We start from the raw sequence: 22653 nt of genomic DNA, 5'->3' as shown, positions 1-22653 counted from the left end.
GGAACCTCACGTTTTCGGTCTCTCCGGCGTCTACCTCGTAGACACCGGGTATCGGATGGAAGGATCGAAGACGTGACCGCATCGCGCACCCACACCCTGATCGACTCGCCGATCGGCGAGCTGACGCTGGTCGCCACCGACGACGTCCTGAGCGGGGTGTACATGGCCGAGCACCATCCCGCACCCGACCGCACGGGTTTCGGTCCGCGGGCCGACGCCGACTTCGCGGAGGCCGCCACCCAGTTCGGCGAGTACTTCGCCGGCGACCGCACCCGCTTCACGCTCCCGCTGGCGCCGGTGGGCACCGCCTTCCAGTTGCAGGTGTGGGAGGCACTGCGGCAGATCGAGTACGGCACCACCCGCACCTACTCCCAGATAGCCCTCGCGGTGGGGCGTCCGACGGCGATCCGGGCGGTGGCCGCGGCGAACGCCCGCAATCCGCTGAGCATCGTGGTTCCGTGCCATCGCGTCATCGGCAGCGGCGGCAAGCTCACCGGTTACGCGGGTGGGGTGGAACGTAAGCGGTTCCTGCTCGAGCGGGAGGCGGAGGTTCTGCAGGCCCGCGATGTCCATGCCCCGGCCTGATCACGCGAAGTGTGCGCTTCCGCCGTTCGAGCGGGTCGTCACCGAACACGGTGCGACGGTCCTGCGGGTCTGCCGCGCCCTGCTCGGCGCCACCGACGCCGACGACGCCTGGTCGGAGACCTTCCTCGCGGCGCTGCGGGCCTATCCGGAACTGCCGCCGGGCAGCAATGTCGAGGCGTGGCTCGTGACCATCGCACACCGCAAGGCAATCGACATCCACCGCGCCCGCAGCCACAATCCCGTACCGACCGACACCGTGCCCGAGTGCAGTTCGACGATGGGTGTTCCCGGTGCCGGCGACGACGAGCTGTGGACGGCGGTGGCGGGTCTGCCGTTCACCCAGCGCGCCGCCCTCGTGTACCACTACGTCGGCGGTCTGCCGTACACCGAGATCGGCCCGATCCTCGGCAACAGTCCCGCCGCGGCCCGGCGCGCCGCCGCCGACGGACGTGCCGCGCTGCGTGCGCGGTTGAGTACCGAAACAGGAAGCAGGTCATGATCTTTCCGCAACCTCCGGTCGGTGCCACCGACCTCGCGTGGCTCAAGGAACGTCTGGTACTCGACGCCGAGGCGGCCGATCTGCTCGACGTCGCCTATCGTGTCGTCGACACCCCGGTCGGGCCGTTGCTGCTGGCCGGCACCACCGTCGGCCTGGTGCGGGTCGCCTATGTCGCCGACGGATGCGACACCGTGCTCGACGAACTGGCGCAGCGGATCGGGCCGCGCATCCTCGACGCCCCGCACCGGCTGGACCCCGTCGTCCGCCAGCTCGACGAGTACTTCGCCGGGACGCGAACACATTTCGACGTACCCCTCGATCTGCGCCTCGCCCACGGTTTCCGCCGTGAGGTGATCACCCGGCTGTCGGAGATCGACTACGGGCGGACCGCCAGCTACGGGCAGGTCGCGGCGTCGGCGGGCAACCCGCGCGCGGTGCGGGCGGTGGGTACGGCGTGCGCGCGGAACCCGCTGCCGGTCGTCGTGCCGTGTCACCGCGTGGTGCGCAGCGACGGCAGCATGGGACAGTACGTCGGCGGAACCGGCGCGAAACATCAACTGCTGCAACTCGAATCATCGGTCGCCGGGGGAGGGGTCTAGGTGTCGGAATCCTCGGCGTAGACGGTCCGCACCGCGGTGTCCATGGGGAAACGGACCTGTGTGTCGCCGAACATCAGCTTCGTCGCCACTTCCACCGCGGCGTCGATGTGTGCGGCGGCGAGTTCCGGATTGCGGGTGTGCACCACGACCTCGTCGTGCTGGAAGAACACCAGTTCGCCGGCGTCCGGATCGGTGAGCAGCCGCCTGCGCAGCTCGGCGAGCAGACACAACGCCCACTCGGCCGCGGTGGCCTGCACGACGAAGTTGCGGGTGAACCGTCCGCGGGCGTGAGCGTCGCCGCGGGAATGGAAGTCCTCCGGTGCGGGTGGGCACGCCCGGCCCAGCCACGAACGGACCACCTCGCCTCGTTCACCCGCGTGCGCGGCGCGTTCGACGAAGTCCACGGCCGTCGGGAAACTGCGGCGCAGCACCGCGAGCAGGGCCCGCGCATCGCCGGAGGTCGCCCCGTACAGCACCCCCAGCACCGCGACCTTCGCCTTCGCGCGGTCGCCGCCGAACGACGCCGCCGCGACCGGCGCGTAGAGGTCGTCCGCTCCCGCTGCGGTCACCATCCTCCGGTCGCCCGACATCGCGGCCAGGATGCGCGGCTCGAGCTGCCCGGCGTCCGCGACGACGAACGACCACCCGGGATCGGCCACGACGCTCGTGCGCAGGGCCTTCGGGATCTGCAGGGCACCGCCGCCGCGGCTCGCCCACCGTCCCGACACGACGGCGCCGGGGACATAGACCGGCCGGAAACGGTTGTCGTGCACCCAGGTGTCGAGCCAGTGCCAGCCGTTCGTGCTGAACAACTTCGACAGGTCGCGGTGTCGCAACAGCAACGGGACCGCGGGATGGTCGATCTGTTGCAGGACGTGCTTGCGGGTGGAGTCGACGCCGATGCCCTCCCGGCGGAAGGCTTCCAGCACCTCGGCGGCGGAGGCCGGATTGACGGGCCGGCCGAACACCGACCCGATCTCCTCGATCACCTCGACGATCCGCATCGGCAGGTCGTGACCCGAGGGACGCGGCCCGAGGGTGTCCTCGAGGAGACGCCGGTGGGCCTCGGCCGAGAACGGAAGCCCGTAGAAACTCATCTCGGCGGCGGCCAGGGTGCCCGCCGACTCCGCGGCGACGAGCAGTTCCAGCCGTGCGTCGCCGGCGATCCGTCGTCGCTGCTCGGCGAACCGCTCCACGACCTCGTCGATCCCCACGGCGGGAGCGGTGTCGAACAGGCCGGGCCGCTCGTCGACCGGTTCCGCCGCGGCGGGCGGGGGAAGGCCCTCCCGCACCGCCAGGATGGTGCCGGTGGTGGCGAGATCGTGGCAGCGTTGCACCCGTACACCGGCGCGGAGGAGTTCGGGATGGACCGTCGCCGTGGACGTCCACACCCACCGCGGTCGTTGCGCGGACTCGATCGCGGCGACCGCTGCCGCGAGGTCCGGATGCTCGCGCACGGGTTCGACCGGGTGCCCCGCCGCATCGACGACAACGGTGCTCGCCCCGCGGCGGACGCCGCCCGAAGCAGGATGAGGAACGAGAACCGTGCGCACCGCAACAGTCTCCTCCGTGGCGCCGACAAGGCCACGCGCGGTCGCCTCGTGGGGGTCGATCACCCCGGCTTCACCCCGCGAATTCACCCGGTTTCCGTGGGAAACGCACCGGCGGCGGCACTACCGTGAGCGGTGAGGGATCCCGCCGCTTCCCCCGACGTGCGGCGGGATCCCTCACCCTTCTCGGACCGTCTTCTCGCCGGTCTTCTCGTCGGTGGTCTCCCCGGTATCGGGGGTGTCTCCGGCGCCGGTCTCGGCCGGCGCGGCGACGACGGCGGTGGCGGCCTTCCGCCACTTCAGGCGCACCGGCGCGTCCGGGGTGCGGTGGAAGCCGACCCGGTCGTAGATCCACGTCACGATCACACCGGCGAGCAGACCCAGGAGCAGCCCTGCCAGGGTCATGGCGACCCCGTGGGTGAGCCCGGCGTCGGGGCGGCCGTCGAAGTAGAGGATGGCCCGCACGGCGAGGTAGATCTGGTGCATCGGCTCGAAGCCCGCCAGCCACTCGAACAGTCCGGGCGACGCCTCGATCGGGATCGTGCCACCGGAGGAGGGGAGGCCGAGCACGATGAACACCAGCAGGTTCACCAGCAGACCGGCGGTGCCGAAGATCGACATGACCGACAGCGAGGAGATGCCCACTGCGGCGATGGCGAGCGCACCGTACTCCCAGAGCAGCAGTGCGCGCGGCGCCGGCATCCCCAGCGCGGTGGCGACCCACAGGTACAGCCCGGACACGGCCAGGGACATGATCACCGTGATGCCCCACTTGATCACCAGCACCTGTAGCCGCGACATGCGGGTGGTCTTCTGCGTGATGAAGAACGGGCCGTACTCGGTGGGGACGAACCCGAGGCGGCTGTCGACGAGAGCGTTGATGATCGTGGAGCCGGTGAAGCCCGCGAGGATCAGCAGCAGGGTGTAGAAGAAGGCGGCGAGGCCGGAGCCGGTCACGTCGGGAAGCGGCCGGTGCTCGACCGTGAGGACGTTGATCGGTTGTTCCAGGGTCAGGCTGCTCGCACCGGACAGCTGCAGGTCGGGTGCGGTCTCGGCGAGGGTCTCGGTGACCGTCCGGGTGAGTTCCTCACCGACGGACCTGTTCACCGTGCCCAGCGCCTGGTCGCCGATGGTGGTCACGATGCCCTTGGCGTACGCACCCAGGCGGGGGTTGGTGTACAGGGTGATGATCGGCTTCTCGATGTCGCCGGGGATCACCGAGGCCTGCGCGAGGATCGACACCCGTTTGGTGAAGTCGCTGGGGATGACGATCGCCCCGTAGAGGGTGCCGTTGTCGAGTCCACCGTTGGCCGCCGCGATGCCCATCGGCTGCATGTCGATGCGCTCGGGGTCGATGCCGTCGAGGATGCCCTGGGTGATCTGGGCACCGAGGTTCTTCGGTTCGTCGGAACCGGGCATGACGTCGCCGGTGTCCTGGTTGACGATGGCCATCGGGAACTCCCGCAGGTTCCCGTTGGGGTCGAGCATGGCGCCGAGATAGAAGTACGCCAGCGTACCCATCACGGCCACGACGACGAGGAAGGGTGCCAGCCACAGGCGCAGGGTGCGCACTGTGCGGTGACGGGATCCGGCAGACGTCTCGGTAGAACTCACTCGATCGATTGTGCACACCCGTGAGCGGATCGAGGGGGTCGAGTGCGCGACAGCACGCCCCGATGTGACGGGATTCTCGGCCGTCGCCGCGCCGGGTGACCGTCAGCCCAGCAGTTCCGCCAGCCGACCGGCCGCTGCCAGGACGGCCGCGCCGACCCGTTCCTCGTCGCTGGCGTCGAAGACGGAGACACCCACCGCGGCCTGGGTCCCGCCGGGCCGGTACGGAACGGCGGCGGAGATACCGATGGTGGTGGAGACGACCTCCCCGGTGGACACCGCGTAGCCGCGGGTGCGGGCGCGCTGGACCTCGGGACGCTCCTCGGGTCGAGGGGGCATCGACGCGAGGATGGCCAGTCCGGCCGAACCACGGTCGAGGGGGTGGACCTGGCCGGGACGGAAGGCGATGTGCACGTCGGAGTGCCGCGGCTCGATCACCATCATCGCGCGCACGGTGTCCGCGGACTCCCGCACCACGAGGTGGGCGGTCGCCTCCACCGCGTCGGCGAGTTCCTCGAGGACCGGTCGCGCGAGGGTGCGCAGGTCCTGTTCGACGGATTCGGCGAGGGTCACCAGTCCGGTGCCGAGGGAGATGCGTTTGTGGTCGTCGCGCCGGCACAGCCGGTGGGCCTCGAGCGTGCGGACGAGGCGGTGGGCGACGGTGCGGTGCAGACCGAGGGCGTCGGAGATCTCGCTGAGGGACAGGCCGTGGGGGTACTGCGCCAGCAGTTCGAGGATCTCCAGACCGTTGTGCAGGGTCTTGGACATCCCCGAGTCCACTTCGATCCTCGGCAGGTCGAGATGTCTCGAATGTGCAGGTCGTTCCCGTGTTTCGGTCATGGCCCCCGTTACCTCTCTTGACGCCTGTGAACTGTAACACCTACAGTTTTCGTTAATCGCACAGTGAGTGCGATTATCGCACACATCAGGATTGGGTTCCGAACGACATGACACGAATCGACGAGGGCGTGGACGCGGGCACGCTGGTGCAGATCCACCAGCTCTACGGCCTGCAGAGCCATCTCATCGACGATGGGTCGGCGCGGGCGTGGGCCGAGACCTTCACGCCCGACGGCGAGTTCTGCTCGCCCACCTACCCGGCGCCGGTGACCGGGCACGACGACCTCGAGGCGTTCGCCGAGCGATTCCGTGCCGGAGCGCATGCCGCCGGCGAGGTGCACCGGCACGTCGTCACGAACGTCGCGGTCGAACCCGCCGGCGACGACACCCTCCGCGTGCGGGCCTACCTCCAGATCGTGGCCACGGCGCGCGGCGGCGAATCCCGCCTCGTCCGGTTCACCACCCTCGACGACCTCGTCGTCCGGCACGACGGCGCGTGGCGCATCGCCCGCCGTTCCGTCACCCGCGACGACGCCTGACCGGCGCCCCGGTGCCCGATCCCGGGCTCCGGGCACCGAGCCCCCAGACCTTCCCCGCACCCCCATCACACTTTCGGAGGACCCCGCAATGACCACGGATGCCCAGAACCCGGGACGCACCGTCACCACCCGCATCGAAGCGCTCTACCCCGAGATGGCCGGCAAGGTCGCCGTCGTCACCGGTGCCGCCCGCGGCATGGGCGCCCAGTTCGCCCGCGGCCTCGCGGCCCGCGGTGTCCACGTCGTCGGCGGCGACATCAACGACGTGCAGATGAAGGAGACCGCGGAGCAGATCAACGCCGCCCTGGCCGACGAGGCGCTCGTCGAGACGCCGGGCACCGTGGTCGGCGCCCGCATCGACGTGACCGATCCCGCCGACCACGAGGCCCTCGCTCAGGTGGCGCTGCAGGAGTTCGGCCGCATCGACTTCTGGATCAACAACGCCGGCATCTTCCCGTTCGCGCTCGCCGAGGAGATCTCGAAGGAACAGATCTCCGCGACCCTGGACGTGAACGTCGAAGGCGTGCTGTTCGGTTCGCAGGCGGCCGCGCGCCACATGGAGCCGGGCAGCGCGATCGTGAACATGTCCTCGGTGTCCGCGCTGCGTGTGCGCAAGGGACGCGGCGCCTACTGCGCGTCGAAGGCGGCCGTCGCCCACCTCACCGAGTCGCTCGCAGTGGAGTTCGGCGACAAGGGGATCCGCGTCAACTCGATCGCTCCCGGTTACATCGACACCGAGATGACCCGCTGGGTCCAGGAGGATCCTGCCGCGCTGCAGCACGCGCTCGACGTCGTGCCCCTGCACCGCCTCGGTGCACCGGAGGAGGTCTTCGGCCCGCTGCTGTTCCTGCTCTCCGACAGCGCCCGCTACGTCACCGGCCACTCCATCGCCGTCGACGGCGGATCGCGTCATGTCTGATCGTGGTGTCTCCCGTGCCGAGGAATCCGTGACGTACCCCTCCGTCGTCCTTGTCACGGGTGCCGCAGCGGGCATGGGAGCCAACCACTCCCGCGCCCTCGCGGCGCGCGGCGTCCACGTGTGCCTCGCCGACGTCGCCGACGTCTCCGGTCTCGCCGACGAGATCACCGCAACGGGCGGTTCGGCCTCGGCGCACACGCTGGACGTCGCCGACCCGAAGGCGTGGGAACGGGTCGTCGACGAGATCCGCTCCCAGCGCGGGGAACTCGGCGGTCTGGTCAACAACGCGGGAATCTCCCGCCGCCTCGAGTTCATGGACACCCCGGACGACGTCTGGGAGAAGACCATGCGCATCAACCTCTTCGGGCCGTTCTACGGCATGAAGGCCGTCGCACCCCTCATGCGCGACAGCGGCGGGGGATCGATCGTGAACATCTCGTCGATCTCCGGACGGATCGGCTACTTCTCGCCGGCCTACTCGTCGAGCAAGTGGGGTCTTCGCGGCCTGTCCAAGTCGGCGGCAGGCAACTTCGCGCAGTGGGGGATCCGCGTCAACTCGGTGCATCCGGGTCTGGTCGGGACCGCGCTGCTCGGCGGTGCCGACGCCTTCGTCGCGGCCGCGCTGGACAGCGTGCCCACCGGTCGGATGGCGACCGTCGACGAGATCACCGACGCCGTGCTGTTCCTGCTGTCGGACCGTTCGACCTACATGACCGGCAGCGAGGTGACCGTCGACGGCGGCATGACCTCCAACGGCCTTTACCACCGCATCATCGCGGAGACAGGAGATCGACTGTCATGAGCGACGACATCATCGACGTCGTGGTGATCGGCGGCGGCGGAGCCGGCCTCGCCGCCGCGGTCTCGGCAGCGGAAGCAGGCGCGAGCGTGCTGCTGTTCGAGGCCGAGACGGAACTCGGCGGCTCCACCCAGCTGTCGGCGGGGTTGTTCACCGCGGCGGGCACCAGCGTGCAGCGGGGACTCGGCATCGAGGACTCCGCCGAGAAGTTCTTCCAGCACTACATGGACCTGAACCACTGGGTGCTCAAGCCCGGCCTGGTCCGCGCGTTCTGCGAGAACGCCGGTCCCACACTGGAATGGCTCCTCGGGCTCGGCGTGGAGATCCCGGCCCGCGAGTCGTCGAACGCCCACATGCCCGGCCTGTGCCAGGCGGGCGTCGAGGACGTGTGGCGCGGACACGTGCCGAAGGACCAGGGTTACGGACTCGTCCAGACCCTCGACCGGGCGCGCCGCGCCCACGGGGTCGAGGCGGTGCTCGGCACGCGCGTGCAGAGCCTGCTCGTCGAGGACGGCCGGGTCGTGGGTGTCGTCGCCGACGACATCGAGGTGCGTGCGCACGCCGTCGTCGTCGCCTCCGGTGGTTTCGCCCAGAACCCGGAACTGCTCGAGCAGTACTATCCCTACCCGCTGCGGGCCGGCGAGTCGCTGTTCGTCGTCGCGGCACCCGGAAGCCGGGGTGACCACTTCGGTTTCGGCGAGCAGGTGGGCTCGTCGATCGTGGGCGAGGGCTGGGGTCTGACCATGCCCACCGCCTACTTCCAGCGCTACCACCACTGGCAGGCGGGCTTCCCGCCGAAGTCGCGGGTGTACGTCAACTCGTCCGGACGCCGCTTCATGGACGAGGACTCCTCGTACGCCGTCTCCGGCGGGCTCATCGACCAGCAGGGCGGAACCGTGTGGGCGGTCTTCGACGAGAAGGCGCGCACCGGACTGCCGGCCGGCTACACCGACTGGGACGCCGACCGCATCGCGGCCGAGGCCGACGCCGGGCGGACCCTGCGCGCCGACAGCCTGCCCGAGCTCGCCGATCTCATGGGTGTGCCGGCCGAGGCGCTGGTCGCCACCGTCGATCGGTGGAACACCCAGCTGCCCAACGGTGTCGACGAGGACTTCCTGCGGCACCGCACCCTGGCGAACAAGGGCTCGACCTCGAATCCCGACCCCATCGGTGAGGGCCCCTTCTACGCCGCCCGTATGCTGCCCGCCGAACTGGTGTGCACGCACGCGGGCCTCGAGATCAACCAGAACGCAGAGGTTCTCGACACCACCGGGAACGTCGTGCCCGGCCTGTACGCGGCCGGGGAAGCGGGCGCCGGTATCCTCGGCCTCCGCTACGTCGGTGGCGGGAACGCCGTCGCCAACGCCCTGACCATGGGCCGCATCGCAGGCCGCAACGCGGCACGAGCGGCCGTATCCGGAGCCGGTTCGCATGCCGAACTCGGCGTTGCCGGTGTGTGACTCCCCTCCCCCCATACTCGAAAAGGACACGAACATGCTCGGATCGGACGCGGTTTCCCCCGCTGCGACTCCGTCCCAGGACGGTGCTCCTCAGCCGAAGCAGTCCACGGCCAAGGTCATCCGTGCCGCCGTCGTCGGCACCATCGTGGAGTACTACGACTTCGGTATCTACGGCTACATGGCCACGATGGTGGCCACCCTCTTCTTCGTCTCCTCGGACGACACCGCCGCCCTGCTCGGCACGTTCGCGGCGTTCGCCGTCGCGTTCTTCCTCCGCGTGCCCGGCGGCATCTTCTTCGGGCACATCGGTGACAAGTACGGCCGCAAGAACGCCCTGTCGTGGACGATTCTGCTGATGGTCGTGGCCACGGCGGCCATGGGCCTGATGCCGACCTACGCCACCATGGGCGTGTGGGCGACCGTCCTGCTCGTGCTCGCCCGCTGCCTGCAGGGCTTCGCGGCCGGCGGTGAGCTCGGTGGCGCCAACGCCTTCGTCTCGGAGTCCGCACCGGCCCGCTGGCGTGCCACCCAGACGTCGATGGTCAACTGGGGCACCTACCTGGGCTCGCTGGTGGCCTCGCTCGTGGCGCTCGGCATCACGTCCGTCTTCTCCGAAGAGCAGATCCTCGCGTGGGCGTGGCGCGTCCCGTTCCTGCTCAGCCTCGTCATCGGTGTGGTCGGCATCTGGATCCGGAACCACCTCGAGGACACCCCGCAGTTCCAGGAGCTCAGCGAGAAGGGTGAGACGAAGTCGCTGCCCGTCGCCGAGCTGCTGAAGACCTCGGGCGGCAGCGTCGTGAAGATCATCTTCCTCGGCGCGCTCATCATCGGTGGCTACTACATCGCCTCGGTGTACGCGGCGACCTACCTGCAGACCACCGGTGGCCTGTCCTCGTCCGTCGCCTTCCTGTCGACCTGCATCGCGCTCGTGCTCGGTGTGATCACCCTGCCGATCTCCGGTTACATGGCCGACAAGTACGGGCGCCAGCCGGTGCTGTTCGCCGGTAGCGTGGCCGCCGCGGTGCTCGGCGTCCCGATGTTCGTGCTGATGTCCGGCGGGTCGGCCTGGCAGGCGATCCTCGGCCAGGCGGTGCTGTTCATCTGCGTGTCGGTGGTCAACGGTGCCTCGTTCGTCACCTACGTCGAGATGCTCAAGGCCTCGGTGCGGTACAGCGGTATCGCCCTCGGCAACAACGTCACCAACATGTGCCTCGGCGGCACGGCGCCGTTCATCGCCACCTGGCTGATCGACGTGACGGGGAATTCGCTGGCCCCGGCCGGGTACTTCGTCTTCTGTGCCCTGCTCACCCTCGGTGCGGTCTTCTTCGTGAAGGAGACCAAGGGGATCGAGCTGCGCACGGACTAGCAGCCACGCATGCTGATGCCGGAATCGTCGGTGCCGTCCGGGGCCGACGATTCCGGCTTTTCGCGCATTCGGCACCGCTTTCCGTGGTTCCATGTCCCCGAGGACAGGACGGCGGACGGAGGGCAGCGATGACGGCGGGCGGACGACACCAGGGGATTCGTCGCGGGGGAGCGGTTGCCGCTCTCACGGCCGGTCTTCTCTTCACGGGCGCGGGCGTCGCGGCCGCCCAGGACGAGTGGCCCGTCCAGCAACCGGACAGCCCGATCGCGGTGTCCGACGTGGATCCGTCGGTCTGGCTGACGCCGGACCGGCTCGAGTACTGGAATCCGTTCGTCGACCGGCCCCGGCTGACCTCGCCGTTCGGCACGAGCACGCGGATCGTGTGCACGAGCTTCCACGGGGTGACGATGGAGTGCTGGCAGGCCGACTCCGAAGGGCGGCCGCACGAGCTCCAGCGCCTGCCGGCGAACCTGCCCAACCTGGGGGGATCGTCCGCGCCCGGCGGCGGGGTGGGGCACTTCGTGTACCCGCTGTTCTGACCCTGATGGTAAATATGTGAATCACCTCGGTGGTGCGGTACCGTAACCGCATGTCCGAACCCCGCGACCTCGACTACTGGTCCTTCGTCGAACTCGCGCAGGAACGGTTGAACACCCGATTCGGGGAGCACAACCGCGGTGCGACCGAGGTCCTGCTGACCCTCAACCGCGCGTCGGACATCGTCACCTACGACCTCGAGGCCGCCGTGCACCGCCCGCGGGGTCGGTCGTGGTCCGCCTACCGCCTCATGTTCGTCATCTGGCTCGCCGGCCCGATCGAGCCGAACGTGGCCGCCCGCCTGACCGGGATGAGCCGCGCCGCGGTCTCCAACCTGGCGAAGCCGCTGGTCGAGTCGGGTGTGTTGGAGAAGACCCCGGTCAGTCACGACGGCCGCTCGGTGCAGTTGTCGCTGACGGAGGCGGGGGAGAAGGAGATCCGCGAGGCGTTCCGCGCGCAGAACGAGCGCGAGGCCGCCTGGGTGGACGTGCTCACCCCCACCGAACAGCAGATCCTCGTCATGCTGCTCAACAAGCTCATCACCGACCGCAGTCAGTTCGACGTGCGCGGACGCAACTGACGCCTTCTCGCGACCGGCCTGTGGTTGCACTCACGGCCTCCATTTAGTTAATGTGTTTATTAACTACTGCGGCAGTCCCCGCAACCACACCCGAGATCCGCGAGGAGTCGAACCATGGCGTTCTACCGACAGCTCGGCGTCATACCCCCGAAGCGGCACACCCAGCACCGCGACGAGAACGGCAACCTCTACTACGAGGAGCTCATGGGTGAGGAGGGCTTCTCCTCCGACTCGGCGCTGCTCTACCACCGGTACATCCCGTCGGCGATCGTCGACGCCACCGAGTGGGAGCTGCCCGACCAGAGCCTGACCCCGAACCACCCGCTCAAGCCGCGGCACCTGAAGCTCCACGATCTGTTCCCCGAGGAGAGCTGGGCCGACACGGACGTCGTGACGGGCCGCCGCCTGATCCTCGGCAACGCCGACGTGCGGATCTCGTACGTGGTGTCGAAGAAGACCTCCCCGCTGTACCGCAACGTCGTCGGCGACGAGATGGTCTACGTCGAGTCCGGTGCCGCGACCGTCGAGACCGTCTTCGGCCCGCTCGAGGCGAAGGGCGGCGACTACGTCCTGCTGCCGATGGCCACCACCCACCGGTGGGTGCCGAAGGGCGACGAACCGCTGCGCGCCTACGTCATCGAGGCCAACAGCCACATCGTCCCGCCGAAGCGCTACCTGTCGAAGTTCGGCCAGTTCCTCGAGCACGCGCCGTTCTGCGAGCGCGACCTGCACGGCCCCACCGAACTGGTGCAGGTCGAGGAGGAGAACGTCGAGGTGCTCGTCAAGCACCGCACCTCGAAGGGCATCGTCGGCACCCGCTACGTCGTGCCTAACCACCCCTTCGACGTGGTCGGCTGGGACGGCTGCCTCTACCCGTACACCTTCTCGATCCACGACTACGAGCCCATCACCGGCCGCGTCCACCAGCCGCCGCCGTCGCACCAGGCGTTCGAGGGCAACAACTTCGTCGTCTGCAACTTCGTGCCCCGCAAGGTGGACTACCACCCGCTGGCCGTGCCGGTGCCGTACTACCACTCGAACGTCGACTCCGACGAGGTGATGTTCTACTGCGGCGGCGACTACGAGGCCCGCAAGGGTTCGGGCATCGGCCAGGGTTCGATCTCCGTGCACCCCGGCGGCCACGCCCACGGCCCGCAGCCGGGCGCCTACGAGCGCAGCATCGGCGTCGAGTTCTTCGACGAGCTCGCCGTCATGGTCGACACCTTCCGGCCGCTCGAACTCGGTGAGGGCGCGCTCGCATGCGAGGACCCCGCCTACGCCGGAAGCTGGAACCGTAACCGGGAGGCCGCGAAGTGAGCATCGGACCCCTCCTCGAAGGACTGTGCGACGACGCGGCGTTGTTCCCCCCGGGCAACGCCCCGCTGCCCCTCGCCGTCCCGGCCCACGCCGTCCACAAGACCTCCGCGCACGCGGCGCTCGTCGGTGCGTTCGTCTTCCCGGCCGGACGTCTCGACGAACTCGCCGAATTCCTCTCGGACCAGGAGTATCCCGGCACGCTGGCGGTGAGCCTGACCGCTCCCGCCGGAACGGGCTCGGTGAAGCCGGCGCTCGAGAAGGCCGCCGCCATCGCGCCGGTGTCGGTGATCGCCCTCGAGATCGCGGTTCCCGCGGAGCAGACGGTGGACGAGCTGTTCACCGCCCTCGGTGAGATCGCCTCGGCCGAACCGGGAATCGAGATCTTCGTCGAGGTGCCGCGGGACGACCGCCGCCCCGAGATCCTCGCGCGGCTGGCCGGAACCGGCTACAAGGCCAAGTTCCGCACCGGCGGCATCGTGGCCGAGGCGTACCCGAGCGAAGCCGAACTGGCCGCGGCGATCTCCACGGTCGTGTCCACCGGTGTGCCGTTCAAGGCCACCGCGGGTCTGCACCACGCGATCCGAAACACCGCGCCGAAGACCGGATTCGAGCAGCACGGATTCGTGAACCTGCTCGCCGCGACCGCCGCCGCGGTCGCCGGGGCCGACACGGTCACGGTGGCCGGTGTGCTCGCCGAACGTGATTCGGCGGTTCTCGTCGCGCAGCTGTCCGAGCTGGCCGACGATCGGGCCGGCGAGGTCCGTCGCCACTTCCTGTCGTACGGTACGTGCAGCATCGCCGAACCGCTCGCCGACCTCGTCGATCTCGGACTGGTGCCGGCCACCCTTTCTCCGATCACCGAAGGATCCGTTTCATGACCACCATCGTCATCCCGGAGGGCTCGCTCTTCGGCCTCGACAACCTGCCCTACGGCATCTTCTCGACGCCCGACACCGAACCCCGCGTCGGTGTCCGGGTCGGCGACTCGGTGCTCGACCTGAGCCGGGTGTTCGAGGACGATGTCGTCTTCGCCGAGCCGTCGCTCAACGCCTTCATGGCGCAGGGCCGCACCCGCTGGGACGAAGTGCGCGCCGCCATCAAGGAGATCGTCGCCGGTGAGATCGCCGACGAGGCGGTCTTCGACGTCGCCGACGTCACCCTGCACCTGCCGATCGAGGTCGCGGACTACGTCGACTTCTACGCGTCGGAGAACCACGCGTCGAACCTCGGACGGCTGTTCCGCCCGCAGAACCCCGACCCGCTGATGCCGAACTGGAAGCACCTGCCCGTCGGCTACCACGGCCGGTCGAGCACCGTCGTGGCGTCCGGTGTCGACATCGTGCGTCCGTGCGGACAGCGCAAGGGCCCCAACGATCCCGCGCCGGTCTACGGTCCGTCGATCCGCCTCGACATCGAGGCCGAGATGGGCTTCATCGTCGGTGTCGGTTCCCCGATGGGCTCGCGGATCAGCCCGGACGAGTTCGCCGACCATTGCTTCGGTGCGGTCATCCTCAACGACTGGTCGGCCCGCGACATCCAGGCGTGGGAGTACGTGCCGCTGGGCCCGAACCTCGGCAAGTCCTTCGCGACGTCCATCTCGCCGTGGGTCGTTCCGCTCGCCGCCCTCGAGGCCGCCCGCATCGACACCCCTGTGCAGGACCCGGAACCGCTGCCCTACCTGAAGGGCGAGGAGAAGTGGGGCCTGGACATCGATCTCGAGGTGGAGTGGAACGGCCAGGTCGTGTCCCGCCCGCCCTACGCGCAGATGTACTGGTCGCCGGCGCAGATGCTGGCGCACACCACCGTCAACGGTGCGGCCACCCGCACGGGCGACCTGTTCGGCTCCGGCACCATCTCGGGACCGGAGAAGGACCAGCGCGGCGCGTTCATCGAACTCACCTGGGGCGGACAGGAACCCGTGCAGATCGGTGACCAGACCCGCACCTTCATCGAGGACGGCGACGAGATCGCGATCTCGGCGACCGCGCCCGGCCCGAACGGCACCCGCATCGGCTTCGGCGAGGTCCGTACGCGCATTCTTCCCGCGATCGGGGAATAAATAGAAAAGGTCCGTGCGTCGAACCGGAGCGCCACCGGTCGGACCCTGCGACGATGCCCCGGAACCCACGAGGTTCCGGGGCATCGCCGTATCCCGGGGTCAGTCCACCGAGAGCAGTTCGCCCACAGAGCAGTCCAGTACTCGGCACAGGGCGGTGAGGGTCGAGAAGCGGATCGCGCGGGCCCGTCCGTTCTTGAGCACGGACAGGTTCACCACGCTCACTCCCACCTTGTCGGCCAGTTCGGTCAGCGTCATGCCCCGCTCGGCCAGCAGCCGGTCGAGGTGGCACTGCACGGAGTGTTCGGATTCCGGTGGCATCAGACCAGTCCTTCGTTGTCCCGGGCCATGCGGTTGCCGATGCGCAGCACCACCGCGACCGCGGACAGTGCCATGCAGAAGACGTAGGCGTACCAGAACTCCGGTCCGAGGGGCGCGTTGTCGAGGACGTCGCGCATGTCGATGTCGCGGATGAGCATGTTGGTGCCCAGGGTGCGGGGGATGGTCGGCACGAAGATCGTCGCGATGGCGACGAACGCGGTGGCGCTCACCAGCGAGACGACGCCGCCGTCGAACATGCGGCCGCGCACGAAGCGGACCACGACCCAGCTCAGCAGGCCGAGTGCCGCGAGGTAGCCGAGGGTCTGCAGGGCCTCGGCGGTGCGGAGGAACCCCACGCTGACGGAGGAGAGGCTCTCGGTGGGCACGTCCAGGACCGTCGTCGAGGACGTCGCCACGTCGACACCGGTGGGAGTGGTGAGCACGGGTGGGGTGGCGCCGTCGAACTCGACACGGGCGGTCACGACGCCGTCGCGGAGCGAGCGGACCAGACAGCCGACGTAGCTGTAGAGCACGATCACCGAGGTCGCGGCGAAGACGGCGATCGACGCCCACAGGTCGCGGCGGTCCTTCTTCGAGGTGTCGGTGGGGGTGAGGGGGCCGGGGTCGGTTCCGGGGCTGGAGTTCATGATCGTCTCCGGACTCGTCGAGGATCGGACATAACGATTATCGATGCATCGATAATCGTTATACCCATCGAAAAACGATATGTCCAGCGGCGTGCGGCGTGCGGCGTCCGCTCCGGGCCCGGGAGCCGGGTCAGGAGAGGAAGCGCTCGATCGTGTCCCGCGCTGCCAGCGCCTTCTCGCCGTAGACGGGGAACAGATCGGGGGTGATCCGCGAGGCCGGTCCCGAGACGCTGAAGCAGCCGCGCACGGTGCCGCCGCGCCCGCGCAGCGCGACCGCGACGGCGGCGATCCCCTCGTGCAGTCCCTGGTCGGTCACGGCGTATCCGCGGGTGCGGATCTCGGCGATCTCGGCGCGCAGCGTGGCGGGATCGGTGACGGTGTGCTCGGTCAGCGAGGGGAGTCCGGTGGCGAGGAACCTCTCGATCTCGGCGTCGGGCAGGGAGGCGAGATAGGCCTTGCCGGTGGATGCGGCGTGCAGGGGGAGCCGAGTGCCCAGGGCGAGGAATGCGCGCAGTTGATGGGCGCTGTCGAGCCGTTCGATCAGCACCAGTTCGTTGCCGTCCGGGACGGCGAGGTGCACGGTCTCGCCGGTCTCGGCCTGTAGGCGGTTCAATTCGGGGAGTGCGACCTCGCGCAGGTCGTCGCCGGAGGACATCGCGCTGCCCAGGCTGAACGCGCGGCCGGTGATGACCCACTGTCCGGCATTCGCCGTCGAGGGGCGTATCCAGCCGGCCTCGGCGAGGGTCTTGAGGCACCGCTGCACGGTGCTCTTGGGGACGTCGAGACGTTTGCTCAACTCCGAGAGCCCGACCGGTTGCGTGGTCGCGACCTCCTCGAACACGCGGAGTGCGGTGAGAACGCTGTTCATCGGAACCTTTCGCGCGTCGTTGACGGCAGGCGTCACGGGTTATAGGTTGAGCCGGACCGCATCGTAGCACGTCGGTCCACAATGTGGACCAGACGCTGCGCGACACCGTCCGGCAGGACGTCGAGAAGGGACCCACCGATGACCACCACCACGCCCCGGCCGTTGCTGACCTCGCTCACCGAATCCGGAGCAAGCGGCGACGACCGCAGGGCCGTCCGCGTCGGAGACGTCTCGCTCACCCGATCCGAACTGATCGCGGCCGCCGCCGCAGTGGCCGACGAGGTTGCCGGTTCCTCACGGGTCGCCATCGACGCCACCGCGAGCATCGAGACGGTGATCGCCACGACTGGATGCCTCATGGCCGGTGTGGCCGCGGTGCCCGTGCCGCCGGATTCCGGCCCGGCCGAACGCGCCCATATCCTGAAGGACTCGGGTGCGCAGGTGTGGCTCGGCACTGCCCCCGAAGACGTCACCCTCCCCGCCATCCCGGTCGACGCGAGCGCGCGTTCGTCGTCCTCACACGCCGAGGCCGATCCGGGCAGCGCCGCGATGATCATGTACACCTCCGGAACCACCGGCGCCCCCAAGGGAGTCGTGCTCTCGCGGTCCGCCGTAGCGGCCGGTCTCGACGGCCTCGCCGAGGCGTGGAACTGGACGTCCGATGACACTCTCGTCCACGGGCTTCCGCTGTTCCACGTCCACGGACTCATCCTCGGTGTCGTCGGCGCGCTCCGGCAGGGCTCGCCGCTCGTGCACACCGTGCGGCCGAAGCCCGAAGCCTATGCAGCAGCGGGTGGTTCGCTGTACTTCGGTGTTCCCACCGTGTGGTCGCGGGTCGTCGCCGACGAATCCTCCGCTCGCGCACTGTCGTCCGCGCGCCTCCTCGTGTCGGGCAGTGCACCCCTGCCCGTGCCGGTCTTCGAGCGCATGCTCGCCCTCACCGGCTCCGCGCCGATCGAGCGGTACGGGATGAGCGAAACGATCATCACGATCAGCACCCGCCACGACGGTGAGCGCCGGCCCGGCTGGGTGGGACTGCCGATCGACGGGGTCTCCACCCGCCTGCGCGACCAGGCCGGCAACCTCGTGGCGCACGACGGTGAAACCCTGGGCCAGCTGGAGGTTTCCGGCGCAACCCTGTTCGACGGCTATCTGAACAACCCGGAGAAGACCGCCGAATCGATGACCGAGGACGGCTGGTTCAAGACCGGCGACATCGCCGTGATCGACGACCGGGGCTTCCACCGCATCGTCGGCCGCGAATCGGTCGACATGATCAAGTCCGGTGGCTACCGCATCGGCGCCGGCGAGGTCGAGCACGCCCTGCTGAACCACCCCGGTGTGCAGGAGGCCGCGGTGGTGGGTGTGCCGGACGACGATCTCGGACAGCGGATCGTCGCCTACGTCGTCGGGGATCTCCGTGATCCGAGCGAACTCTCGGACTTCGTCGCGCAGACCCTCTCGGTCCACAAGCGTCCCCGCGAGATCCGTAATGTCGACAGCCTGCCCCGCAACGCCATGGGCAAGGTGCAGAAGAAGCTCCTCGTCGAGGAGCACCTCGCCGGCAGATGAACCCGGTCTAGGCGATGCGCACGGAGTCGCCGACGGTGACGTCGCCGGGTGTCGGGACGGACGCGTACACGCCGATGCACGGCATCGGCTTGCCCTCCGACGTATTCGGCACCTGGTGGGCCGCCGTCACCTCCCGCAACATCTCGCGCCGCGCGGGTACCTCCTGATGGGGGAGCGTCACCATGACGCACCGCGCGGTGCGCTTGTGCGGTTCGAGGACTGCCGAGCCCACCGACACCCGTCGACCGATCCATTCGTCCTCCACGAAACCGGTCGTGTCCGGAGTGTCGATGACCAGCTGCGGCCGGAACCGCCGCAACGCGACATCGGTGGGGTCGCCGGTGCCGAGCGCCTCGACGGCGGAGCGGGAGACGAGATGCAACGGCGCCTCGTCGTAGGTGCGGTCGCGCGGTTCGAGCCGCACGTCGTGACCGACCAGCTTCGACAGCAGGTCGTCGACCTCGGGATCGTCGCCGCGCACCACCGTGCCGTCGGCCAGCGTCAGTTCGAGTGCCGCCGGGTCGCGGGGATCGTCGTCGCTCAGAAGTCGCGCGGAGCAGGTCAGCAACAGTCCGTATCGGCGGAACCGCTTCGCACTCGCGATGTTTCCGGATTCGGCGTCGACCAGCGCCCACAGGTGATCGCCGCGCAGGCCGTCCGCTTCGATCGCTGCGACGTCGATCCGTTCACCCCCGAACGACTTCACCGGATAACGCCACAACTGATCGATACGCACGACTCGCGAGCATACGGGGACCGGAGCGGCCGCGGGACGGCCCGATCCGCCGGTCCGAAACACGCCCGGATATGACCTGAACCACAGTGTGGCTAGGGTGACGGTCATGACGGAGAACACGACACGACGCTGGGGCCTGACCGTCCCGCTCGACGGCATCCCCCTGCCCGACCAGCGACGCATCATCGAAGAGCTCCCCGACCTCGGGTACACGGACGTGTGGTCGTCCGAGGCCGGCGCTGCCGACGCGTTCACCCCGCTCACCCTCGCGAGCGTGTGGGCGCCCTCGCTGCGGCTGGGCACCGCGATCGTCCCGGTCTACACCCGCGGTCCCGCCACCCTGGCGATGTCGGCGGCGAGTCTGGCCGCCGCCGCGCCCGGCCGCTTCGTGCTCGGCGTCGGTACCTCCTCCGACGTCATCGTGGAGAAGTGGAACGGCATCCCCTTCGAGGAGCCGTTCAAGCGGGCCCGCGACACCCTGAAATTCCTGCGCGCAGCCCTGGCGGGGGAGAAGGTCACCGAGAAGTACGACACCTTCGCCGTCGACGGTTTCCGCGCCGGCATCGTGCCCGACCCGGCGCCGCCGGTGCTGCTGGCGGCCCTGCGGCCCGGCATGTTGCGCCTCGCCGGCCGCGAGGCCGACGGTGCCATCATCAACTGGCTGTCCGCCGACGACGTCCGCACCGTCGCGCCCTACGTCCGAGAGGGCGGCGAGAACAAGGAGATCGTCGCGCGCATCTTCGTGCTTCCCGGCCTCGACACCGACACCGCCCGCGCGATCGGCCGGCGCATGATCGCCGCCTACATGAACGTCCCCGTCTACCGGGCGTTCCACGAATTCCTCGGCCGATCGGAGGATTTCGCCGGTATGTGGAAGTTGTGGGCGGAAGGCGACCGCAAGGGTGCCCTCGACGCCATCCCGGACCACGTGGTCGACGATCTCGTCGTCCACGGTGAACCGGAGGCGTGCCGGGAGAAGGTGGAACGCTACGTCGAGGCCGGGGTGACCACACCGGCGATCGCACTGGTGCCCTCCGGCGATCCGGCCCCGATGATCCGCGCCCTCGCCCCGCGCTGACGTCACGATTCGGTGTAGGCGGCTAACGGCTTCCGGCGGAACGGCGACTACTCCTGCAGATCCGCTGTGCAGGAGGCGAGATGGCCGCACCGACATCGAGGACGGACCGGAACACGATCTCCCGGGTCACGGTGGTCGCCGACGACGGGGTGCCGCTGGCGGCCACCGTGACCGGACCACCGGACGCGGATATGACGCTCGTATGCCTGCACGGGCACTGCCAGGACTCGGCAAGCTGGTCTCCCGCCTGCGATCTAGTGACCGTGCCAGGCATCCGCGTCATCCGCTACGACCAGCGGGGATACGGCCGGTCCGGGACGAGCGACACCGTCTCGAGCAGCGTGTCCGCGATGGCCGACGACCTCGACGCGGTGCTCCGCACCCTCGCACCCGACGGGCCCGTGGTGCTGGCCGGGTACTCGATGGGCGGCATGGTCGCCCTCGCCTACGCGCGCCGCCACTCCGACGCCGTCGGTACCCGGGTGGTGGGAGCCGGCCTGTTCGCCACCGCCGCCTCGGGACTCGCCGAGGAGGGGATCGGGCGCTGTCTGCGGCATCCCGCGACCACGATCGTGCACCGCGCGGTGTCGCGCGCCCCACGCATGATGGAACTGTCGAAGCGCGCCGGCGGCCGCGTGTGCACGGTCGCCGCCCGTCGCCGGCCGCCGGAGTCCTGGCTGAGGCTCCTCGGGTCGGCGCTGTCGCACGAGACCTCGATCGTGACCTGGTCGCGGCTGCTGTCGGACGTCGCGGTCCTCGACGAGTCCGCCGCCCTCGCCGTGCTGTCGCGGGTGCCGGCGGTCGTCGCGGCAGGTACGGAGGACGTCTTCGTGCCCCTGTCGTTGTCGGAGGCGATGGCCGCTCGGCTCCCCCGCGCGACCCTGGTGCGCTTCGACGGGGTCGGTCACCGGGTGCTCGCCGACCGGCCCGACGAGGTCGCCCGCGCACTGTCCGGTCTGCTCGAGCGGGTCCGGGCTCAGCGGGAGGAGACCAGTGCGGCGGCCTGCTGATCGTCGCGCACCCTGCCGGGGACGAGGGCGAGGACCAGCAGCACCACCGCGACGGCGAAGCACGCCACGAAACCGATGTGGGGTGCGGCGAGCGAGATCAGGAACGGCACCGCGAAGCCCAGGTAGATCAGGCAGTAGAAGACGGCGACGGTCTGGGCCAGCTCCTCCGGCGGTGCCAGGTTCTCGACGGTGACGAGACCGGAGACCAGCAGCATCCCGTAACCGCCACCGAGGAACACCGCGGTGACGAGCACGGCGATCACCGCGGCGGGACCGTCCACGAGCACGGCGACGCCGCCGCACGTGAAGCCCAGCACCCCGAGTCCCACCCCGGCCCGCACACCGCGCTCCTCACCGTGCCGGGTGATGCGTCGTGCCACGGGCTGGATCAGTGCACCGGTCAGCAGGGTCAGCGCGGCGACCACCCCTGTGAATGCGACCGCCACACCGTCCACCCGGTCCGACACGATCGGGGGCATCGTCGCGAACGAGACGGTCGCGCAGCCGAAGACCCACGGTGCCCACGGGACGACACCCCACCGGAAGCGTCGCGAGGAGAACGCGGACAGCCGCCACGATCCCCGTACTGCACGGGGCCGGTGCGCGTCGGGCACGGCCCACACCAGCACCAGCGCGACGAGCATCAAGGCGATGTGCACCAGATAGGGCACGCGGCCCGGGGCAGGCAGCCACTGCGCGAGGAGCCCGGCGAACAGGGCGCCGCTGCCGAAGCCCGCCGACAGCGACACCGCGGCCCGGCGCGCACCCACGCCCGGTCCTCCACTGAGTTCCTTCATCCAGGCCGTGCCCGGCCCGAACGCCATGCCGGAGGCCAGACCGGCGAGGATCCGTCCCAGATACAGCAGGGCGGGCACATCCGTGCCCAGGAGCAGCACGATCGACGACAGCACGCTCACCGGGATCATCGCCCGGATCACGGGACGCCGGCCGATCCGATCGGCGAGCCGGCCGAACCACAGCAGCGCGGGGATCAGACCCAGCACGTAGGAGCCGAGCATCGCGGTGAACGATCCGCTGCCGAGCCCCAGCTCGTCGCGGTAGACCAGCTGCATCGGTGCGAACTGGTTGGCACCCCAGCTCACCGCGAAGACGGCGAACGCGAGACGAGCCCAGGACGGCAACATTCCCCGATCCTCTCAGGCC

24 protein-coding genes are annotated in these 22653 nt (G+C 69.4%); 16 read left to right on the top strand and 8 right to left on the bottom strand.

Annotated elements, in window-relative coordinates; translation table 11 throughout:
• Window positions 1-72 precede the first annotated feature (72 nt).
• The 3 genes from OED52_RS19175 to OED52_RS19165 are packed head-to-tail and all read left to right on the top strand — an operon-like array spanning window position 73 to window position 1683.
• Window positions 73-585: a methylated-DNA--[protein]-cysteine S-methyltransferase gene (locus tag OED52_RS19175; protein WP_264152404.1), complete on the top strand. Its 513-nt coding sequence runs from the start codon at window positions 73-75 to the stop codon at window positions 583-585.
• Window positions 572-1084, top strand: a complete 513-nt coding sequence (locus tag OED52_RS19170) for an RNA polymerase sigma factor (protein WP_264152403.1) — start codon at window positions 572-574, stop codon at window positions 1082-1084. Before OED52_RS19175 ends, OED52_RS19170 begins: the two co-directional genes overlap by 14 nt.
• On the top strand, window positions 1081-1683 hold the full coding sequence (locus OED52_RS19165; RefSeq protein ID WP_264152402.1) for a methylated-DNA--[protein]-cysteine S-methyltransferase: 603 nt from the start codon (window positions 1081-1083) through the stop codon (window positions 1681-1683). Before OED52_RS19170 ends, OED52_RS19165 begins: the two co-directional genes overlap by 4 nt.
• Here OED52_RS19165 and OED52_RS19160 read toward each other — a convergent pair.
• The 3 genes from OED52_RS19160 to OED52_RS19150 all read right to left on the bottom strand — a co-directional run bounded on the left by OED52_RS19160 (window position 1680) and on the right by OED52_RS19150 (window position 5612).
• Window positions 1680-3236 carry a bifunctional 3'-5' exonuclease/DNA polymerase gene (locus OED52_RS19160; protein ID WP_264152401.1) on the bottom strand — a complete coding sequence of 519 codons (1557 nt, stop codon included), beginning with the start codon at window positions 3234-3236 and terminating at the stop codon, window positions 1680-1682. The genes OED52_RS19165 and OED52_RS19160 overlap by 4 nt on opposite strands.
• A 174-nt stretch (window positions 3237-3410) precedes the next feature.
• A complete protein-coding gene (locus tag OED52_RS19155) occupies window positions 3411-4847 on the bottom strand; it encodes a YhgE/Pip domain-containing protein (protein WP_264152400.1) in 1437 nt (478 codons plus the stop codon).
• A gap of 102 nt (window positions 4848-4949) precedes the next feature.
• On the bottom strand, window positions 4950-5612 hold the full coding sequence (locus tag OED52_RS19150; protein ID WP_264152399.1) for an IclR family transcriptional regulator: 663 nt from the start codon (window positions 5610-5612) through the stop codon (window positions 4950-4952).
• Window positions 5613-5791: 179 nt separating this feature from the next.
• On the opposite strand from OED52_RS19150, the gene OED52_RS19145 reads away from it, so the two are divergent.
• The 10 genes from OED52_RS19145 (at window position 5792) to fahA (ending at window position 15260) form a co-directional block, all read left to right on the top strand.
• A complete protein-coding gene (locus tag OED52_RS19145) occupies window positions 5792-6223 on the top strand; it encodes a nuclear transport factor 2 family protein (protein WP_264152398.1) in 432 nt (143 codons plus the stop codon).
• 88 nt (window positions 6224-6311) lie between these two features.
• Window positions 6312-7142: an SDR family NAD(P)-dependent oxidoreductase gene (locus tag OED52_RS19140; RefSeq protein WP_264152397.1), complete on the top strand. Its 831-nt coding sequence runs from the start codon at window positions 6312-6314 to the stop codon at window positions 7140-7142.
• Entirely contained in the window at window positions 7135-7944 is an 810-nt protein-coding gene (locus OED52_RS19135; protein WP_264152396.1) for an SDR family NAD(P)-dependent oxidoreductase, read from the top strand. Before OED52_RS19140 ends, OED52_RS19135 begins: the two co-directional genes overlap by 8 nt.
• Complete coding sequence (locus tag OED52_RS19130) at window positions 7941-9401, top strand: FAD-dependent oxidoreductase (protein WP_264152395.1); 1461 nt, start codon at window positions 7941-7943, stop codon at window positions 9399-9401. The genes OED52_RS19135 and OED52_RS19130 overlap by 4 nt, the downstream gene beginning before the upstream one ends.
• A gap of 34 nt (window positions 9402-9435) precedes the next feature.
• A complete protein-coding gene (locus OED52_RS19125; RefSeq protein ID WP_264152394.1) occupies window positions 9436-10767 on the top strand; it encodes an MFS transporter in 1332 nt (443 codons plus the stop codon).
• A gap of 128 nt (window positions 10768-10895) precedes the next feature.
• The gene (locus OED52_RS19120) at window positions 10896-11306 is read left to right on the top strand and encodes a hypothetical protein (RefSeq protein WP_264152393.1); all 411 of its coding nucleotides are present in this window, start codon (window positions 10896-10898) and stop codon (window positions 11304-11306) included.
• Between the two features lie 50 nt (window positions 11307-11356).
• On the top strand, window positions 11357-11884 hold the full coding sequence (locus OED52_RS19115) for a MarR family winged helix-turn-helix transcriptional regulator (RefSeq protein WP_264152392.1): 528 nt from the start codon (window positions 11357-11359) through the stop codon (window positions 11882-11884).
• Between the two features lie 114 nt (window positions 11885-11998).
• The gene (locus tag OED52_RS19110) at window positions 11999-13201 is read left to right on the top strand and encodes a homogentisate 1,2-dioxygenase (protein WP_264152391.1); all 1203 of its coding nucleotides are present in this window, start codon (window positions 11999-12001) and stop codon (window positions 13199-13201) included.
• A complete protein-coding gene (locus tag OED52_RS19105) occupies window positions 13198-14079 on the top strand; it encodes a hypothetical protein (RefSeq protein ID WP_264152390.1) in 882 nt (293 codons plus the stop codon). The genes OED52_RS19110 and OED52_RS19105 overlap by 4 nt, the downstream gene beginning before the upstream one ends.
• The gene (gene fahA, locus OED52_RS19100; RefSeq protein ID WP_264152389.1) at window positions 14076-15260 is read left to right on the top strand and encodes a fumarylacetoacetase; all 1185 of its coding nucleotides are present in this window, start codon (window positions 14076-14078) and stop codon (window positions 15258-15260) included. The genes OED52_RS19105 and fahA overlap by 4 nt, the downstream gene beginning before the upstream one ends.
• A 99-nt stretch (window positions 15261-15359) precedes the next feature.
• On the opposite strand, the gene OED52_RS19095 is transcribed toward fahA, so the two are convergent.
• The 3 genes from OED52_RS19095 to OED52_RS19085 form a co-directional block, all read right to left on the bottom strand.
• Window positions 15360-15578, bottom strand: coding sequence for a helix-turn-helix domain-containing protein (locus OED52_RS19095; RefSeq protein WP_264152388.1), 219 nt, complete (start codon window positions 15576-15578; stop codon window positions 15360-15362).
• Window positions 15578-16225, bottom strand: a complete 648-nt coding sequence (locus tag OED52_RS19090) for a hypothetical protein (protein WP_264152387.1) — start codon at window positions 16223-16225, stop codon at window positions 15578-15580. Before OED52_RS19090 ends, OED52_RS19095 begins: the two co-directional genes overlap by 1 nt.
• A 130-nt stretch (window positions 16226-16355) precedes the next feature.
• Entirely contained in the window at window positions 16356-17093 is a 738-nt protein-coding gene (locus OED52_RS19085; protein ID WP_264152386.1) for an IclR family transcriptional regulator, read from the bottom strand.
• Window positions 17094-17231: 138 nt separating this feature from the next.
• Between OED52_RS19085 and OED52_RS19080 the strand changes: the two genes are divergently transcribed.
• A complete protein-coding gene (locus tag OED52_RS19080) occupies window positions 17232-18665 on the top strand; it encodes an acyl-CoA synthetase (protein ID WP_264152385.1) in 1434 nt (477 codons plus the stop codon).
• Window positions 18666-18672: 7 nt separating this feature from the next.
• Here the strand turns inward: OED52_RS19080 and OED52_RS19075 are convergent, their stop codons facing one another.
• Window positions 18673-19401 (bottom strand): MOSC domain-containing protein, encoded by a 729-nt coding sequence (locus tag OED52_RS19075; RefSeq protein ID WP_264152384.1) that lies wholly within the window; start codon window positions 19399-19401, stop codon window positions 18673-18675.
• Window positions 19402-19507: 106 nt separating this feature from the next.
• On the opposite strand from OED52_RS19075, the gene OED52_RS19070 reads away from it, so the two are divergent.
• Both OED52_RS19070 and OED52_RS19065 read left to right on the top strand, forming a co-directional pair.
• Window positions 19508-20479, top strand: coding sequence for an LLM class F420-dependent oxidoreductase (locus OED52_RS19070; protein WP_264152383.1), 972 nt, complete (start codon window positions 19508-19510; stop codon window positions 20477-20479).
• An 80-nt stretch (window positions 20480-20559) separates the two neighbouring features.
• Window positions 20560-21489 carry an alpha/beta fold hydrolase gene (locus OED52_RS19065; RefSeq protein WP_264152382.1) on the top strand — a complete coding sequence of 310 codons (930 nt, stop codon included), beginning with the start codon at window positions 20560-20562 and terminating at the stop codon, window positions 21487-21489.
• On the opposite strand, the gene OED52_RS19060 is transcribed toward OED52_RS19065, so the two are convergent.
• Window positions 21456-22634 carry an MFS transporter gene (locus OED52_RS19060; RefSeq protein WP_264152381.1) on the bottom strand — a complete coding sequence of 393 codons (1179 nt, stop codon included), beginning with the start codon at window positions 22632-22634 and terminating at the stop codon, window positions 21456-21458. The two genes, OED52_RS19065 and OED52_RS19060, sit on opposite strands and share 34 nt — an antisense overlap.
• Window positions 22635-22653 lie beyond the last annotated feature (19 nt).

The organism is Rhodococcus sp. Z13, from assembly GCF_025837095.1.
GTDB classification, from domain to species: Bacteria; Actinomycetota; Actinomycetes; order Mycobacteriales; family Mycobacteriaceae; genus Rhodococcus; species Rhodococcus sacchari.
Note: the sequence above shows the minus strand (reverse complement) of the source record. Positions and strands in the feature narration are given on the sequence as shown.